Origin of the sequence: Maricaulis maris (genome assembly GCF_049116555.1) — a bacterium.
Taxonomy (GTDB): domain Bacteria; phylum Pseudomonadota; class Alphaproteobacteria; order Caulobacterales; family Maricaulaceae; genus Maricaulis; species Maricaulis maris_C.
Genome location: NZ_JAGDYT010000001.1, coordinates 676,182 through 692,358, shown reverse-complemented (window position 1 = coordinate 692,358; position 16,177 = coordinate 676,182). Strand labels below are relative to the sequence as shown.

General features: G+C 63.9%; 16 protein-coding genes. 9 read left to right on the top strand and 7 right to left on the bottom strand.

Going from position 1 to position 16,177, the window contains the following annotated elements; all coding sequences use genetic code 11:
* Nucleotides 1–43: 43 nt before the first annotated feature.
* Both JXQ94_RS03230 and JXQ94_RS03225 read right to left on the bottom strand, forming a co-directional pair.
* A complete protein-coding gene (locus JXQ94_RS03230; RefSeq protein ID WP_421922380.1) occupies nt 44–2,371 on the bottom strand; it encodes a sensor histidine kinase in 2,328 nt (775 codons plus the stop codon).
* 244 nt (nt 2,372–2,615) lie between these two features.
* On the bottom strand, nt 2,616–3,086 hold the full coding sequence (locus JXQ94_RS03225) for an NUDIX domain-containing protein (RefSeq protein WP_421922379.1): 471 nt from the start codon (nt 3,084–3,086) through the stop codon (nt 2,616–2,618).
* 186 nt (nt 3,087–3,272) lie between these two features.
* Here JXQ94_RS03225 and JXQ94_RS03220 point away from each other — a divergent pair, with 186 nt between their 5' ends.
* On the top strand, nt 3,273–4,259 hold the full coding sequence (locus JXQ94_RS03220; protein WP_421922378.1) for a calcium/sodium antiporter: 987 nt from the start codon (nt 3,273–3,275) through the stop codon (nt 4,257–4,259).
* Here JXQ94_RS03220 and JXQ94_RS03215 read toward each other — a convergent pair.
* Both JXQ94_RS03215 and JXQ94_RS03210 read right to left on the bottom strand, forming a co-directional pair.
* Nucleotides 4,256–5,299, bottom strand: a complete 1,044-nt coding sequence (locus tag JXQ94_RS03215; protein ID WP_421922376.1) for a serine hydrolase domain-containing protein — start codon at nt 5,297–5,299, stop codon at nt 4,256–4,258. The two genes, JXQ94_RS03220 and JXQ94_RS03215, sit on opposite strands and share 4 nt — an antisense overlap.
* A gap of 90 nt (nt 5,300–5,389) precedes the next feature.
* Nucleotides 5,390–6,103: a DUF4197 domain-containing protein gene (locus JXQ94_RS03210; RefSeq protein WP_421922375.1), complete on the bottom strand. Its 714-nt coding sequence runs from the start codon at nt 6,101–6,103 to the stop codon at nt 5,390–5,392.
* 184 nt (nt 6,104–6,287) lie between these two features.
* On the opposite strand from JXQ94_RS03210, the gene JXQ94_RS03205 reads away from it, so the two are divergent.
* Nucleotides 6,288–7,493: a DUF418 domain-containing protein gene (locus JXQ94_RS03205; RefSeq protein WP_421922374.1), complete on the top strand. Its 1,206-nt coding sequence runs from the start codon at nt 6,288–6,290 to the stop codon at nt 7,491–7,493.
* A 63-nt stretch (nt 7,494–7,556) separates the two neighbouring features.
* Here JXQ94_RS03205 and JXQ94_RS03200 read toward each other — a convergent pair whose 3' ends face one another.
* Nucleotides 7,557–8,159, bottom strand: coding sequence for a DUF4291 domain-containing protein (locus tag JXQ94_RS03200; RefSeq protein ID WP_421922373.1), 603 nt, complete (start codon nt 8,157–8,159; stop codon nt 7,557–7,559).
* 155 nt (nt 8,160–8,314) lie between these two features.
* On the opposite strand from JXQ94_RS03200, the gene JXQ94_RS03195 reads away from it, so the two are divergent.
* Nucleotides 8,315–9,046, top strand: a complete 732-nt coding sequence (locus JXQ94_RS03195) for a hypothetical protein (RefSeq protein WP_421922372.1) — start codon at nt 8,315–8,317, stop codon at nt 9,044–9,046.
* Nucleotides 9,047–9,487: 441 nt separating this feature from the next.
* Here the strand turns inward: JXQ94_RS03195 and JXQ94_RS03190 are convergent, their stop codons facing one another.
* Together JXQ94_RS03190 and JXQ94_RS03185 are read right to left on the bottom strand one after the other, a co-directional pair.
* Nucleotides 9,488–9,889, bottom strand: a complete 402-nt coding sequence (locus JXQ94_RS03190; RefSeq protein ID WP_421922371.1) for a dihydroneopterin aldolase — start codon at nt 9,887–9,889, stop codon at nt 9,488–9,490.
* On the bottom strand, nt 9,886–10,653 hold the full coding sequence (locus tag JXQ94_RS03185; protein WP_421922370.1) for an SDR family oxidoreductase: 768 nt from the start codon (nt 10,651–10,653) through the stop codon (nt 9,886–9,888). Before JXQ94_RS03185 ends, JXQ94_RS03190 begins: the two co-directional genes overlap by 4 nt.
* On the opposite strand from JXQ94_RS03185, the gene uvrC reads away from it, so the two are divergent.
* From uvrC to JXQ94_RS03155, 6 genes are read left to right on the top strand one after another with little or no spacing between them, the layout of a single operon-like run.
* Nucleotides 10,652–12,553, top strand: a complete 1,902-nt coding sequence (uvrC, locus tag JXQ94_RS03180; protein WP_421922369.1) for an excinuclease ABC subunit UvrC — start codon at nt 10,652–10,654, stop codon at nt 12,551–12,553. The two genes, JXQ94_RS03185 and uvrC, sit on opposite strands and share 2 nt — an antisense overlap.
* 13 nt (nt 12,554–12,566) lie before the next feature.
* The gene (locus tag JXQ94_RS03175; RefSeq protein WP_421922368.1) at nt 12,567–13,133 is read left to right on the top strand and encodes a hypothetical protein; all 567 of its coding nucleotides are present in this window, start codon (nt 12,567–12,569) and stop codon (nt 13,131–13,133) included.
* Nucleotides 13,134–13,192: 59 nt separating this feature from the next.
* Nucleotides 13,193–14,020 carry a hypothetical protein gene (locus JXQ94_RS03170; RefSeq protein ID WP_421922367.1) on the top strand — a complete coding sequence of 276 codons (828 nt, stop codon included), beginning with the start codon at nt 13,193–13,195 and terminating at the stop codon, nt 14,018–14,020.
* A complete protein-coding gene (locus JXQ94_RS03165; protein ID WP_421922366.1) occupies nt 13,998–14,798 on the top strand; it encodes an HAD-IIB family hydrolase in 801 nt (266 codons plus the stop codon). The genes JXQ94_RS03170 and JXQ94_RS03165 overlap by 23 nt, the downstream gene beginning before the upstream one ends.
* Nucleotides 14,792–15,352 carry a CDP-diacylglycerol--glycerol-3-phosphate 3-phosphatidyltransferase gene (pgsA, locus tag JXQ94_RS03160; RefSeq protein ID WP_421922365.1) on the top strand — a complete coding sequence of 187 codons (561 nt, stop codon included), beginning with the start codon at nt 14,792–14,794 and terminating at the stop codon, nt 15,350–15,352. The genes JXQ94_RS03165 and pgsA overlap by 7 nt, the downstream gene beginning before the upstream one ends.
* A gap of 7 nt (nt 15,353–15,359) precedes the next feature.
* On the top strand, nt 15,360–16,157 hold the full coding sequence (locus JXQ94_RS03155; RefSeq protein ID WP_421922364.1) for a hypothetical protein: 798 nt from the start codon (nt 15,360–15,362) through the stop codon (nt 16,155–16,157).
* Nucleotides 16,158–16,177 lie beyond the last annotated feature (20 nt).

The window sequence follows — 16,177 nt, the reverse complement described above, 5'->3', positions numbered from 1 at the left end:
TGCTCGCGAGAGGTCATGCTTGTCCCTGCTGACACATGGGGGGCTACATCACGCTGCCCTGCCGTACAGGCAGGAGCAGGGTGAAAACAGCACCGGAGTCCGGTTCGCCCCAGGCGGTAAGCTCGCCGGCATGACGCTCGGCAATCTTGCGGCAGGTCGCCAGGCCAACGCCGGTGCCGTCAAACTCGTCACGCCCGTGCAAGCGTTCGAACATGCCGAAAATGCGCTCGGCATGGCGCGGTTCGAACCCGACCCCGTTATCGGCGACGGCGATACGCGCGATGGCACCATTCTCGCCAACCTCGACACTCCCCTCGATGGAAATCGACGGCTGGATGCCGGGACGGCGAAACTTGAGTGCATTGGCCAAAAGATTGAGGAAGAGCTGGTGCATCTGGCTGGGATCGGCCTCGATCGCCGGCAATTCGCCAACCCGGACCTTCGCCTCCTCGGCATTGATCCGCGGCTCAAGGTCAGAGAGCACGTCCGCCAGGACGGTCGAGAGGTCGACCGGGAGGAAATTGGTCGTCTTGGAATTGACCCGCGAATAGCTGAGCAGGTCATCAATCAGCCGTCGCATGCGCGTCGAAGCGTCAACCATGCGCTCCAGATAATGCCGCCCGGTATCGTCCAGCGCGTCATAGCACTTATTGTTCAGACGCTCACCGAAGGCCTGGATCTTGCGCAAAGGCTCCTGCAGGTCATGCGAGGCCGCATAGGCGAATTCCTGCAGCTCCGAATTCGAGCGCTTGAGTTCCTGTGCATAGCGCCGGAGGGCCAGCTCATCCCGCTTGCGATTGGTGACATCGCGGAAGGTGACAACGGCGCCGACAGACTTGTCGTCCGGATCGATCGGCGAGGACGCCGACTCAATCGGGATGGGCTGGCCGCTCTTGGTCCAAAAGACGTCACCATCCGGCGATTCTGCCGCCACGCCGGCGCAATGGATCGGACACTCCTCACGCGGGAAGACCGAACCGTCACGCCGGGAATGATGCACCACGCTGTGCATGGTCTTGCCGATCAGCTCGTCCTCGCGATAGCCCAGCATGGCGCAGGCGCGCGGATTGATGAATGTCACGACCCCGTCGCCATCAATGCCGTAAATACCTTCGGCGACGGTCATCAGGATCTGCGACAGGCGCTGATTGGCCTCATGCGTGGCGTGGGCCCGGCGCCGGGTGATCGAACGGTGGGCACTGAACAATACGGCGAGCAGGATGAAGGAGAGCGCCATCGCCACGGCAAAGACACGCAGGACAGCGCGCGCCTGATTGGCGCCGGCCATCGCTTCGCCCAGCTCAACCTCGGTGACAAAGCCGATATCGCGGGCCGGGTCCCAATCCCACGCTCCCATCACGAGCACACCACGCATGTCACGATAGCCACGAAGATCGCTGCCCTGGCCTTCGGCGATAACGCCGGACGCAGCCTCGGTCAGAGGCCACTCTGCATAGGGCAGTGAGGGAATACCGCCCAGGGTCACGTCAACGCCGGGATCGCGCACCTCGACATGGAGAATGGAGGGATGCCCCTCGACCAGAAGGTCGGCTTCGATCAATTCCTCGCCATAGCGGGTCTCGGTCAACAAGCGCCCATCGCGATCAATGGCAAAAGTCTCGCCGGACACACCGGTACGCCCGACCCGGAAAGTGGCGGTGTACTCGGACAGCGGATCGATGCGCAGGGCCAGATAGCCCAGCAGCATCTCGCCTTCGCGGACCGCCGCCACGGCATACATCAGGATTTCCTCGTCGACCGCGTCCAGATTCGCGGCGTCTGCCGTATCGATGAGGTCAACGATATGCGGTCGGGTCAGGACGACCCCGGTAGAGTTGAGCCGGTCCTCATTGACGAGGCTGATGATCAATGAGGGTTGGCCGAGATCCTCGTCTCGCATCGACGCCAGTGTCGTGCCATTGGGGGCCAGCAAGGTGAAGCCGCGATAGCCATATTCGGTTAGCCAGGGCCCCAGCGTATCCCGCAGCCAGGCCTGATCCGCGGATTGCGCCAGATCGGCAGGAACAGGCGAAGACATGAGGCCTTCGATAGCGACATGGAGCCGGTCATTCTCGGCCCAGACCCGCGCGTCATTCTCACGCGACTGTGCCCACAGCTCGAAGCGTTGGCGCGTATTGCGCAGAACCGTTTCCAGCGTACGAAGATTGGTTTCCCGGGCGGACGACATCAATCGTCCCTCGCCCGCCATGACGGCCAGGGCGACGATAAAGATACAGCTGACGGCGACCAGGCCGGGCAGAACCTGTCCCACCCAGCCATCCGTGTCGGTCAGACGCTGGACTGCCGATTTCGGCTCGTCGGCGTCAGACGCAGTTCGAAGATAGGTATCGCCGCTTGGCGTCGTGGTCATTCGAATCGGCCCCGATCCATCTCCCCATACAAGGCATCCTAATGAATTTGCCGCACTTGTCCCCACTTGAAGCCACATTCAGGGCAAAAATGGGCCGGGATGGCTCAGCTGGGGTTCACACCGGGCTGCCTAATGTCGTCAGCGTGCGCCCCGCGGTGTACCGGACAGTCTGGCTCGATATCCCTCGCTTCGGGTTGGCCTGCTCCGGTACACCGCACCCTTTCCGGGCGGCCATGCCAACCCGTCACCAGTTATCGGCAACCGGCGCCTGATCACGAAATTCGGCCAGGCGCGCCCGCGTGGCCGGTGTTGTCCCGTCGGGCAGGTTGTCCGGGTCGAACCAGCCGGTCTCGGCGATCTCGCCCGCGGCATTGGACTCGCAGCGCGACCAGTCCCGAACGACACAGACAACGACATGATCCCCGCGGAATGTCCGGTGATTGGCATGGACGCCCTGGACCCTTGCCTCGCCCGCCAGCGCCACGCCGGCCTCGTCACGCAATTCATGCGTCAGAGCGTCGCGGACGCTTTCACCTTTCTCCACTCCGCCCCCCGGCAGATGCCAGCCTCCGACATAGGTATGGCGGACCAGAATCACCCGGCCATCCGCGCGCACGACAATCCCCCTCACCCCCAGCGTGGTGCCGCGTGAAAGCCGCCAGAAGGCGTGCATGAGCGGGCGGATGACGGGTTCGACACGCTGACGCCAGTTCATGCCGCATCCCCCGCTAGCCAGTGCCGCATCGGCGGGCTATGTACGGGTCCAATACACGCCGTTTTGGGGAATTTTCTCATGTACGCTCTGATTGCTCTCGGCCTCGTGGCAGGTCTGTTCGGTTTGCTCAATCTCATCGAATACCGTCGTCTCGACTAGTCCGCGAACCGAACGGTCCGCCCGACAATGGCTGCTCCCGTATATATCGCGCTGATTCTGGCCGGCATCATTATCTTGCTGTTCGGTGGAGATCTGCTTGTGCGCGGTGGTGCCGCGCTGGCCCGCCAATGGCGTTTGCCACCGCTTCTGGTCGGCTTGACCATTATCGCCTTCGGCACGTCCGCGCCCGAACTGGTCGTATCGATCCAGTCGACCCTGTCCGGGGCGCCGGGACTGGCTCTGGGCAATATCGTCGGATCAAATACCGCCAATTTCCTGCTTATTCTGGGTTTGCCGGCGGTGTTTGGCGCGATTGCGACCACCACGCCGGGCGTGCGTCGCAATGCGATCTTCGCCCTGGGAGCGGCCGTGATCCTCATCGCCGTCAGCTGGGATCACGTGATTACGGCCTGGGAGAGCTATTTCCTTTTCGGCCTGATCATCGCCTATATCGCCCTGCTCGCCTATCTGGCGCGCGGCAAGACGGATGATCCAAGCATCACCGAGCTGACCGATCTGGAACACATGGACGGTCTGCCCAAATCCATGCCGACCATTCTGGGCGCCTTGCTGATTGGTCTTGTCGGTCTTCCGATCGGGGCACAGATGATCGTCGCCGGTGGCACGGCCGCCGCGGCGGACCTCGGCGTGGATGACGCGCTCATCGGCCTCACGGCGGTGGCGTTTGGCACGTCGCTGCCAGAGCTGGCGACCGTGGTCATGGCCTCGGTGCGGCGCCAGGCGGAACTCGCAATCGGCAATGTATTGGGCTCGAACATCTTCAATGTCTTCGCGGTCGGCGGCGCGACCGGAATTGCCGCAGCCCTGACCGGCAACGCGCTCCCGGTTCCCGAAGACTTCTTCCGGCTCGACTTCTGGGTCATGCTCGGAGCCAGCGTGGTGATCGCCGGCATCATCCTGCTCAAGCGGCCGATCAGCCGCCTGCTCGGCGCCGCGCTCTTCGCCGGCTATATTGGCTACATCTACGTTCTGGCCCGCGGCGTCCTCAGCTAGTCCGACGGGTCGGCCTGCCGGTCGACAATCAGCGCCTGCAAAAAGCGACGATCCGACCACGCCTCGGTCTGTGTGCGTGGGTCAACCAGCACACCGCGCGTCATCCGTACCACAACCAGATCAAGGTGCGGGATGACATAGAGTCTTTGCCCGCCTGCCCCCGCCGCCATGGCGACGAAGGGGAAATCGGCGTCATGCATGACGATTTGTGGCCCGCCTCTCATCTCGGCTGCCCCGCCAGGCGGATTGATCAGCCACCAGCCGAGCCCGTAATTGGGGTTGGCGGCACTCGGCTCCCACATCGCCGCCAGCACGGCCGGATCACCCAGCTGGACATCCTCGAAATGCCCGCCTTCCAGCACCGCATGGCCGAAACGCGCCCAGTCGAGCGCGGTGATCTGCGTACCCTCCGACATCGTTGGATTACCCTCCACCGAGCGCCAGGCCCCGACGCCAATCCCCAGCGGGCGCAAAAAGCGCCGCAGGAGGTAATCTGCCGGCGTCGGATCCAGCTCTGCAGCCGCGAGCCGTCTCCGCACGAGCTCACCCAGAGCCTCGAAATGCACGGCGCCATAAACAAAACGCTCACCGGCCGGATAGTCCCGGCGAGCCCTAACCGCACGCTGATAGCTGGGCAGGCGCCGATTGCGCGGATTGGTCGCCAGACCGCTCGACTGATTGAGCAATTGGCGGATCGTGATGGCGGAACGCTCCGGGTCATCCTGCCATTCGGTGAGTATGTCCGCGGCGGGCTGGTCGAGCTCGAGCAGGCCGTCCTGGACCGCGAGGGCAATGATGACCGGGGTAAAGCTCTTCGTACCGCTGGCCAGCCACCAGGCTTCATCGGCCTCGACACCCCGGTCATAGCGCTCGCAGACCAGGGACCCTCGATGGACGACGAGGAAGGCCACACCACGGGCACCGGCGTGGAGACGCCCGCCGGCCTCGCAATCAACCTCGTGACGCGGCTGGGCAGGCGCCGATGAGACACCGAGGCCCCAAAGCAGGGCCACGGACAAACAGATTCTGACGATCATCATCAACCGGATACTCCCCGCGCCCGAGGCGATCCAGTTTGCTCATTCCTCGCCCAACGACCAGTCGCGATGGGTCACTTGGCCGTGATCAGCCTAGCCGAAGACGCGGCGCAGAATGTCGGTGGTACGATTGACCGGATCGCGGCGAATGGCCTGTTCCTCTTCGCCGACATAATGGAAGACACCGGACATGGCGCGACGCGACGCGTCGTCGGTCAGCTGGTCGCGCAGGGATTGCCCGCCCGAGCTGCCGCGCATGAGGCGGCCGAGGAAGCCGCCCTGGCTGTTCATCCGTTCCTCGATCGGCTGCAGGGTGCGATAGGCGCCGGACGCCTCCAGCGTGTTCGCCATGCGCGGGCGGATCAGCGCGTAGAGCTGGTCGGATGTGCGACCTTCCAGATAATCCGTGGCCGAGCGATCACCGCCGCGGACAATACCGATGGCGTCATCCAGGGTGATGGAGCGTACAGCATCGACGAAAATGGTCTGAACCGCCGGCATCGCCGCCTCGGCGGAGCGGTTGATCTGGCGTTCGAGATCATCGAGCTGGGACGACAGCCCGACCCGACGCAGCATGGATTGCAGGTCGCGGATTCGGGATGGCAGGGGGATACGCACCTGGGGGTCACCGAAAAACCCGTCCGTGCGCCCAAGCCGGATCGTTGCCAGACGAGCCGCCTGCCCCAGCGCCGCACGAATACCGTCACGGGCCTGGCTCTCGGAGAGCCGGAACTGACCGGCCCGGGCCGGGCTGGTCGTCATCAAAAGCGCGCTGGCCAGTCCCAGCGTGAAGAAACGTCGATCCATGCAGGCCTCCCTTGAAGCCCCGTACTCTGGCACATCCCGGCCGGCCGGAATACGGGGCAGTTCCGGCGGGCATATGGGCGGGCGCATGACGGGGGACCGCGCCGCAATCTATCCCCGGGACTTTCCTGTTTCTTGGCGTTAGTCTCTCGCGCGAAGCGATCAGGGTCGAAGGGGGACCAGACCAATGAATGCACCGAGAACCGACCGCCTGGTCTCGATCGACGCCCTGCGCGGCATCGCCGTGCTGGGCATCTTGATGATGAATGTGCAGGGCTTCGCGATGACGCCCTTTGCCTATGACAATCCAACCCTGCAGATGGATCTGACGGGCGCCAATCTGGATGTCTGGGCCTTCGCCCACACTTTCTTCGCCTTCAAGTTCATCACCATTTTCTCGACACTGTTCGGCGCCGGCATCATCCTGATGGCGGGTGAGAATGATGACACCGGCAAGCATTATCCGCGCATGCTCTGGCTGCTCGCGATCGGCGCTTTCCATGCCTATGTGCTGTGGTGGGGCGATATCCTCGTCACCTATGCCCTTCTGGGCATGCTGGCCGTAAAGGCCCGCCGCATGGTGCCGCTCAAACTGGTGATCTGGGGCCTGGTCCTGATCGCCGTCAGCGCCGTCCTGATGGTCGGCGGCGGCTATCTGGGCACATTGTTTGAAACCCCGCCGGAGCAGATGGCCCAGCAGGAAGAGATGATGGCCGGCCTCCTGTCCGACATGACCGCCGCCTATCAGGCCGGTTGGCTGGACCGCCTGCCCTGGAATGCCGGTTTCGGCCTTGTCGGTCAGATCGCAGGCCTCCTCATGATCGGCGCACGAACGCTGGGCCTGATGTTCATCGGCATGGCGCTGTTCAAAAGCGGCTTCCTGTCAGCCAGCTGGTCAACGGCACGCTATGCCGTTCTGGCCGTGATCGCCCTGGCTGCGGGTTGGTGGCTCAACCACACCTCCACCACCACGATGATCGCCGGTGATTTCGACGTCGCGGCGATGGCAGACGGCAATGCCCTCATCTATGTCGGCAGCCTGGTGATGTCCTTTGGCTATGCGTCGGCCGTGATGCTGCTGTCGAAGATCGGCCTCTTCAGCCTGATCATCAAACTCTTCGCCGCGACCGGGCGCATGGCCTTCACAAACTACCTGACGCAAACCCTGATCATGAGCTTCATCTTTGTGGGCGCGCCGGGCCTCGGCCTGTTCGGGACGGTGGAGCGGGTCGACCAGGCCAAGCTGGTCCTGATTGTCTGGGCGGTCCAGCTCGTCTGGTCCCCGATCTGGCTCCACTTCTTCCGCTTCGGCCCGCTGGAATGGGTCTGGCGCTCGCTGACCTATGGCGGTCTGCAGCCAATCCTGAAGCCCAGGACCGAGACGGCGGGTTAAAGCGCGCGCCGCATTCCTGTCATCCCTGATGAACGCCCGGCGAAAGCCGGGCGCTCGTCAGATTCACGGGGTGCCCTGGCTGGCGGTCCACTTGGGGGCGTCCGCGACATAGGGGCGTTCCGCAGGCAGGAGCGCTTCAGCTTTGGCCAGGTCGCCGGTCTCGACATGAGAGAAAATCGTCTTCGCCAGACTCGTGACATCGGTGATCCGGACAATCCAGTCATCGACATAGCGGCGAACGGCATCGCCATGAACACCAATCTGGATCGATCGATGCGCGAGCGGCTGCAGATGGAGATCGCGCTCGGGGTCCCACTGGATCCGCACCGGTGACGCGGCCTTCAACCGGGCCCAATCTTCCTTGCTCATGGACGGGTCCGGATGACTAGGACAGCTATGCTCCAGCGCCCAGGCAAACCCGTCCCGCGTGATGTCGATGGCGAGGATTCGACTCTGTCCGGCGTCTTTGAAGCCCCAACCGGCGCGATACATCATCCACAGGAAAGAGGGCTTGATCCAGGTCATCCGATCCATCTTGAAAGGGGGAGAGACGAATCGGCCCTCCTCCAGCGCCGTGTCGGCGATAGCGTGACTGTAAGCCTGGTAGACCCGGATCGTATTCTCGTCATGGACGGCGCGAATCTGTTTTTCGGGGATATCAATCATCGGACGACTGGGCAGGCTCTTTGGCGACGGATCAAGACTGGAAGTCAGGCTTTTTATCGCATGATTGGCCGGGAAGCCCCGTGGCGATGGCAAGGTGACAGCCTGCCATCACCGCATTAGCGTCCCCTTGAAAGATGTTGAAAAAGGCTTGGCCAATGAGAGTGTTTGTATTTGCGCTGTGCGCATTCCTGATCCTGCCGCATGCCGCCGAAGCGTTTCAGGACGAGATCGTGGTGACCGGATCGCGGATCGCCCGCCCGGACGCCGCCCGGGCGCGTGAAGTCCAGGCCGTCCCCCATGTCCATGTCGTGCGCCGGGCCGACAATTTCCTCGTCACCGTTGAAATCCTCTCTGACACCCGCGAACGCGATGAGCGCCGCGAAGAAGTGCGTGCCACACTCCAGACCGTGCTGGAGCGCGCCGACAACGTCGCCGGGATCACCGTGTCGATGATGGGTGACGGGCTGGTCGATCTCGACGCAGGCATGATCGGCCAGGTCGATATCCAGGAACATCCGCGCCGCGAGGATGTCTCGACTGTCACGCTATATCTCAAGACGCCGGTAGGGGCGCCCGATGATTTCGATGATGCCGACAACCGCGTCGCCGCCTTCGTCGCGGGCCTGACCGCGACCGGTCGCGCCACGGTGGAAGCGTCATCCTCCTACAGCCTCACCCTGACCGGTGGCGCCGACCAGTATCGCAATGACGTCATCCGCGCGATCGCCACTGATGTCCGCTTCCTGCGCTCGACGTTCGGCAATGAGTACGACATCAACGTCGCAACAAGCTTGCACGAACGCGTCCGCCTGACCCAGTCCGGCCCGCTGGAACTGTCCATCTATCTGCCCTACACGGCGACGATCATGCTGAAGCGGGACGATTGAGGCAGGGTGAGACGGTTGAGGCAGGGTGGGACGCCTGCGTGAGCGCGCGCCTTGGAAGCTGGCCAAGCGCCTTGATCTGCCGCGCTCGCGCGCAGTCTGGACCCTACATCACTTGTCTGCCAGCAGGCCGTGTCCGGTTTTCCAGCTCAAGGGTGAAACCGCGAAGCGGCGCTGCGCGCCCTTGACCTGGAAAACCGGACACGGCGACGTCTCGGCAAGTGATGCATGGGTGGGTTTGCGCGGCTAGGCGCAACATGGTCACCAGGTCCTCGCCCGGACAAGGCGAGGTGGATCGCCGCGCGAACGGTGGGGCGGAGGGGTGACGCCGCAGACAGCATGCCCCCTCGCTGCGCTCGGGGGCCGTCGACCTCAGCTTCGCGTCGCGACGCTGAACCCAATTCCCCACATTGCGGGAAAGAAAGGGCGGAGAGGTCGCCGGCCCTAAACCTTCCGCCGGAACCGCGTCAGACCCACCGCTTCGGCATCGGCATAGGCATCAACCTTGCGGGTGGTGACCTGGGCGGCGGCGACGGTGGCGGGCGCCAGGGCGAGATCGAGGACAACTCCGCACAGGGTTTCCTGGAGGTCGAACTGGCGCTCTTCAAGGGCCTTGATGCCGTGCAGGATATAGTCGTAATCGACCACGGTGGCGATATCGTCCGAGCCGCACCAGGCCTTGTTGACCAGGGTAACGACATCGATCAGCACGCGCTGTTTCACGCCGCGCTCATAGTCGTGAATGCCGATCTCGACATCCATCTTCACGCCCTCGAGCCGATAGACGAAGACATCCTCGCCCGAGGCATTGGCAAGGGCATTCTCGATCACCTGATCCAGTCTCATGAGGCGTCATCCTTCGGCACGCCGGTGGCATACATGACGTCGCGATTGCGGGCGTCGAGATGCTGGCCACCATCAATGGTGATCGTCTCGCCCGTCATGGACGGGGTCGCAAGGATGAAGCGCACCGCGCGGATGATGTCATCAGGCGTCGAGCCACCACGCATCGGGTTCATCGCGTGGGCGCGGGCAAACTCCTCGGCGCCCTGGCCACCCGATGGCAGGGTAATGCCGGGCGCGATCGCATTGACGCGGACGGCCGGTGCAAAGGCCATCGCCATGGTTGTAGTCGCCCCCAGCAGCGCCTGCTTGGACAGGGTGTAGGCGAAGAAATCCGGATTGAGATTGAAGAGTTTCTGGTCGAGCAGATTGATCACACAGCCCGAGGCCCGCTCCGTGTGATGGGCTGACATCGCCTTCGCCAGCAGCACCGGCGCGGCGGCATTGATGCGCCAGTGAGCCTCCAGCGATTGCGGGGTGACGTCTTCCGGCCGGTCCATCTCGAAAATGGAGGCGGAGTTGATCAGAACGTCGACACGTCCCACACCGGCCAGGAAGGCCTCGACCGCGCCGGTATCGGCCAGGTCGAAACCGACCGCTGTCCCCGATCCGCCGACCTCGCGAATTTGTGCGGCCACGGCCTGTGCCTCGGACGCCGAAGCATTGTAATGGACGATCACATGCCAGCCATCCTCGCCGAGGGCGCTGGCGATTTTGGCACCCAGGCGCTTGCCGCCGCCGGTTACGAGCGCAATCCTGTCCGACATGACGTCCCAAACTCCTCAATCCGAAGCGATAGATGACGCGTCGTCCGCGGCAAGGCAATCGCTCGGCGGCGCGAAACTCATCGCCGACTACGTCAAGAACCTGCCACCCAAGCCGGGCGTCTATCGCATGTTCGGCGAAGATGGGGCGGTCCTCTATGTCGGCAAGGCCCGACATTTGAAGAACCGGGTCTCCAATTATGCCAATGGCCGCGGGCACTCCAACCGCATCGCCATGATGATTGCGCTGACCCGCCGGATGGAGTTCGTCGTCACCCAGACCGAGACCGAAGCCCTGCTGCTGGAAGCCAATCTGATCAAGTCGCTCAAACCGCGCTTCAATATCCTGCTGCGCGATGACAAGAGCTTCCCCTATATCCTGATCCGCAAGGATCATGCGGCGCCGCAACTGACCAAGCATCGCGGATCACGCAAGGCGAAAGGCGATTATTTCGGCCCCTTTGCCTCAGTCGGTGCGGTCAACCAGACCCTCAACACGCTGCAGAAGGCCTTCCTCATCCGCACCTGTTCGGACAGCGTCTATGAAGGCCGATCGCGCCCCTGCATGCTCTATCAGATCAAGCGCTGCGCCGGTCCCTGTGTCGATCTGATCGAACCGGCCGCCTATGGCGCCCTGGTCGCAGAAGCGACGGATTTCCTGCGTGGCCGTTCCAACGCCTTGCGCCAGGACTTGCAGGCCCGCATGAGCGAAGCCGCGGAGGCGATGGACTTCGAAAGCGCGGCCAAGCTGCGCGACCGGATTCGCGCCATCGCCGCCGTCACCACGGACCAGGGCATCAATCCGGACGGAGTCGAAGAGGCCGATGTCGTTGCGGTCCATCAGGATGGCGGCAAGTCCTGCGTCCAGGTCTTCTTCTTCAGGGCCGGACAGAATTGGGGCAATCAGTCCTTCTTCCCGCGTCATGACAGCGAGGCCGAACCGGCCGAAGTCCTGGCGGCCTTCGTGGCCCAATTCTATGACGACAAACCGGCGCCCGCATTGATCCTCCTCTCGCACGAGATCGAGGAAGCGCAATTGCTGGGCGAGGCCCTAAGTCTGAAGACCGAGCGCAAGGTCGCCCTGCACACGCCCCAGCGCGGTGAAAAGCGCAAGCTCGTCGAGCGCACGCTGACCAATGCCCGCGAGAGCCTCGCCCGCCGCCTGTCGGAAAGCGCGACCCAGACACAATTGCTCAAGGGCGTTCAGCGCATCTTCGATCTGCCCGACATGCCCCAGCGCATCGAGGTCTATGACAATTCCCATATCCAGGGCACGAATGCGCTTGGCGCCATGATCGTCGCCGGTCCGGAAGGGTTCGAGAAAACCCATTATCGCCGCTTCAACATGAAGGGCGATGATGCCGCCACCAATGACGATTTCGCCATGATGAAGGCGATGCTGAAGCGGCGCTTCTCACGGCTCCTGAAAGAGCGCGACGACGGCGCCCCCGTGCCCGATCTCGTCCTGATCGATGGCGGCAAGGGGCAATTGTCCTCCGTCATGGAAATCGCGGAAGAGCTGGGCATCACGGCGGAGACCGGCATCACCATTGCCGCCATCGCCAAGGGGCCTGAACGCGATGCCGGCCGCGAGGCTTTCTACCTGCCTGGCAAGCCGCCGTTCAAACTGCCGATGAAGGACCCGGTCCTCTACTATCTCCAGCGTCTGCGCGACGAAGCCCACCGCTTCGCCATTGGCGGGCATCGGGCCAAGCGCAAGAAACAGATGACAGAGAACCCGCTGGACGGGATCGACGGCATCGGCCCCTCGCGCAAGAAAGCGCTGCTGGCCCATTTCGGCTCTGCCAAGGCGGTGCGCAATGCGGCGCTGGCGGACCTGGAAGCCGTTGACGGCATCTCCAAAGCCATGGCCAAGAAGGTCCATGACTGGTTCCAGAAATAACGGAGCGACACCTGTGTCCACGCGCCTCTCAAACCTCGCCGCCCTGCTGCGCCTCATCCTGGTGATCACCGGTCCGGTGGCGATCTGGTTTTCCTTTCGCTGGACCGCAACGGCCGAGGGCGTGGCCCAGTTCGACGGCTTTCTCGACAGCGCCCGGGCTCTGGCGGCCTTGGGAGCTGCGGGCTGGATTGGGGCCAGTGTGATCGCTGCCACACGGCTAACCGGCGACACGCTGCTCGCCCGACTGGCGCGGGCCGGCCATGCCAATCTCTTCCTCCTCCTCTACCTCCTCATCATCGGCACACCGGCCCTGCTTGTGGTGCCGATCCTGGCAATCCTGGTCAGCGATGGCGACACACTGCTGCGCCCGCAACCTGCAGACAGCCTCTCCGCTTCAGCCGCCCCCATCGCGCTGATCGGGCAACTCCTCGCCGTGCTGGGCGCCGGCCTGCCCCTGCTGGCGGCGGGGATGGGCTGGATTGGCCAGGATCTGGCCCTGAATGCCTGGATGATCGGGCTGTGGCTGGCGGCGGCCTTCAAGCTCTATCGCTTCCTGCCCGGGCCCCTGCGGGCCGATTGAGGTTTTCCGCCACGCGGCTGGCTTGTATGATCGTCGGATAACACCCGGAGGAGGATGATGTGGGGAATCTGCTCAAATACGTGACGCTGACGCTCCTGGTCGCCTTGGGATGGGTCTTCCTGAGCGCGTTTTTCCTGCCGGACGAGACATGCAGCCCGGGTCCGATGTCTCCCGGTTGTGCCTGGGACAGCTTTATCAACCTGCCGCCGCTCTCCAGCATGATCGGCATTTACGGCGTCGCCATCGTGTTTTTCGCCTTGACGGCGCGGGCGCAGAACCGAAAGGCCTCTCGCGGCAAGGATGGCGTCATCCGCCGCTACCGTCATGCCGAGGAATACCTGATCGAGACCGGCAAGCTCTCCCATGAGGCGCTGATCGAGTATCACCGCGAGTACAAGTGGGAATCCTATGCCGGTATCGCACTCTCGGCCTCGATGGTCGTGGCGACACTGGTCATCCAGGGCGGGATGGACGGACTTCTGGGCGCGCCGGTCGGACCGAATACCAGCCTGACGGGCTCCACGCTGGCGCTGTGGAATGCGGGCGTATTGGCGATCTCGGGCGCAATGATGGCCGCTGCCGAACTCGTCCACACCAATACCCTGTCTCCAATGGTCCCCATCAAGACTCGTTTGAAGGTCGTCGGTCGGACCATTGTGATCGCCGGCATGGGCGTGACGCTCGCGGTCTCCTCGGTCTTCGCCTTTTTTGCCCTCGCCGCGCCGTTGCTCGCCATGCTGGGCACGCTGGTCTTCTTCTTCCTGGGCATGTGGCTGCCTTCAGCGCGCGCCATTCCGCGCAACGAGATGATAGACAGGTTCAAGCTCACCGATGACGAGTGGGACGAGATGGTCAAACGGGTCAATGATGGTTCCAAGCGCAAATGATGCGTCCCTGGCGGACGTCCGGGCCTTCCTGTTCGACCTCGATGGAACCGTCACCCGTGACGGCCGCGTGCCGGCGAGCAGCCTGGCTGCGATGGAACTCCTGCAATCGGCCGGCATTCTCACCCTGGCTGTGACCGGACGCCCGGCCGGCTGGTGCGACCTGATCGCTCGCTGGTGGCCGGTCGATGCCGTGATCGGCGAAAATGGCGCCTTCTGCTTTGCCCGCGAGGCCAGTGGGCGGATCACCCGCGACTGGTTTTGCGACCTCTCCGACACACGTCGCGAACAGCTTGAGGGCCTGGCCCGGACCAGTCTCGCCCTCGCCGACAATCTCGCCCCCGCTGTCGATAATGACTGGCGAGCCTGCGATATCGCGGTGGATTTTGCCGAAGACGTCGCCGGTGCCTCCCTGGCCGATGCCGAGCGGGTCCGGCTCCATTTCGAAAAGGCCGGCGCGACGGCCAAGACCAGCTCCATCCATGTCAATGCCTGGTTCGGCGATCACGACAAGAAGACCACCGCCTGCCGCGTCCTGACCGAGCGCTTCGGCCTGGCTGCCGACACCCTCACCCAACATGTCGCCTATATCGGGGACGCGCCCAATGACGAGCCCATGTTCGCGGCCTTCCCGATCAGTTTCGGCGTCGCCGGCGTGCGCCGTTTCCTGCCCCATATGACCGCCCACCCTGCCGAGATCGCCAAAGGTGATGAAGCCCAGGGCTTCGCCGAGATCGCCGGTCGTCTCCTCGCCGCCAGGAAGGCCGCACCCGCATGCTGACCCTGCCCAACCTTCTGACCGCGTCGCGCATCGGCCTCGTCCCACTGCTCTTCCTGGCCCTGTCGCTGGACGGATCAATGCGCTTTGTGGCGGCGCTGGCCATCGCCGTCCTGGCCGAGATCACCGACCTGCTCGATGGCTGGGTTGCGCGGACTTTCAATCAGCAATCGGAGTTCGGCGAGCAATTCGATCCGCTCGCGGACAGTCTCTACCGGATCGGCGCCTTCACCGCGCTGGCGACCGCCGGCCTGATCCCGGTCTGGGCCATTCTGGTCTTTGCCTGGCGCGATGTGCTGGTCAGCTATGCCCGGCTTATGATGCAGTCGCGGGGCGCCGCCGTCGGCGCGCGCCTGTCAGGCAAGCTCAAAGCCATCGTTCAGGGCATTGCCATCATCGCTCTGCTCGGTGCGCCGCTCATCCCGGCCAGCTGGCTGGCGCCGAACCTGGCTGCAAGCCTCGCAGAGGCCAGCTTCTGGGTCGCAGTGGCGGTCACGGTCTGGTCGTGCGTGGATTACCTGGTGGCCGGCGTGAAGCCAGCCTCGGACCGGGCCTGATACGCGCATGTCACTTCCGTCCCAAGCGCTCGAAATCCTTCATCACCGCTCTCTGAATTCGCCGGCAGCCTTCGAGCGCGGCCTGGCACTGGCGGCGCGTCTGCCGGAAGCCAGGCACGCCCATGAGGCCGATATCTGCTGGATCGCCGAGGGTGACGGTCCGCCCCTGCTCTACACCCGCCATCCAGCCATGATGATCGACCGTCTCGGACGCCGCGCCGTCATGCGCGATTGCGCAGCGGGAAGCATGTGGACCCTGGAGGACGCGCTTGCCGCGGCCCGTGGCCACGCGGTGATCCTGGAACTCAAGATCGGCAAGGGAGACCGGCGCACCGCCCTCGCCGAACTGGTCCGCCAGGCCGCCGCCCATGACGCGCCCGTCCTCATCGACGCCTTCTCGCTGGACCTGCTGACGATCACGCGCGAACTCGCGCCCGAGGCCCGGATGAGCGTGCATACCGGCCTCTACACGCCACAAAGAACCACGATCAGTGCGGTCGGCTGGCCGCCTTTCCAGCGTGTCCAAAGTGCGCTCCTGCCGGTCAATGTCGTCTCACTGCGCCTCTATGGCGCCTGGGCGCGCATGCTGCCGCAGATCGCCGCCGTCCATGCCGCAGGCCTGACCCCGCACATGTCGCGCCTGCTCACGCCGGACGAGCTCGTCCTCGGCGCCCGCGCCCCGCTGGCCGCGATCTATGCCGATCCGGAGCCCTATGAGGCCGGGCTCGAGGCCTTGCGCAGCGCCTGCGCGGAACGGCTTGAATCATCGGATGATTTGCTGGTCCGCGCCGATAAAGCACCTTGAGCGGCTGCCGCCCACGGGTC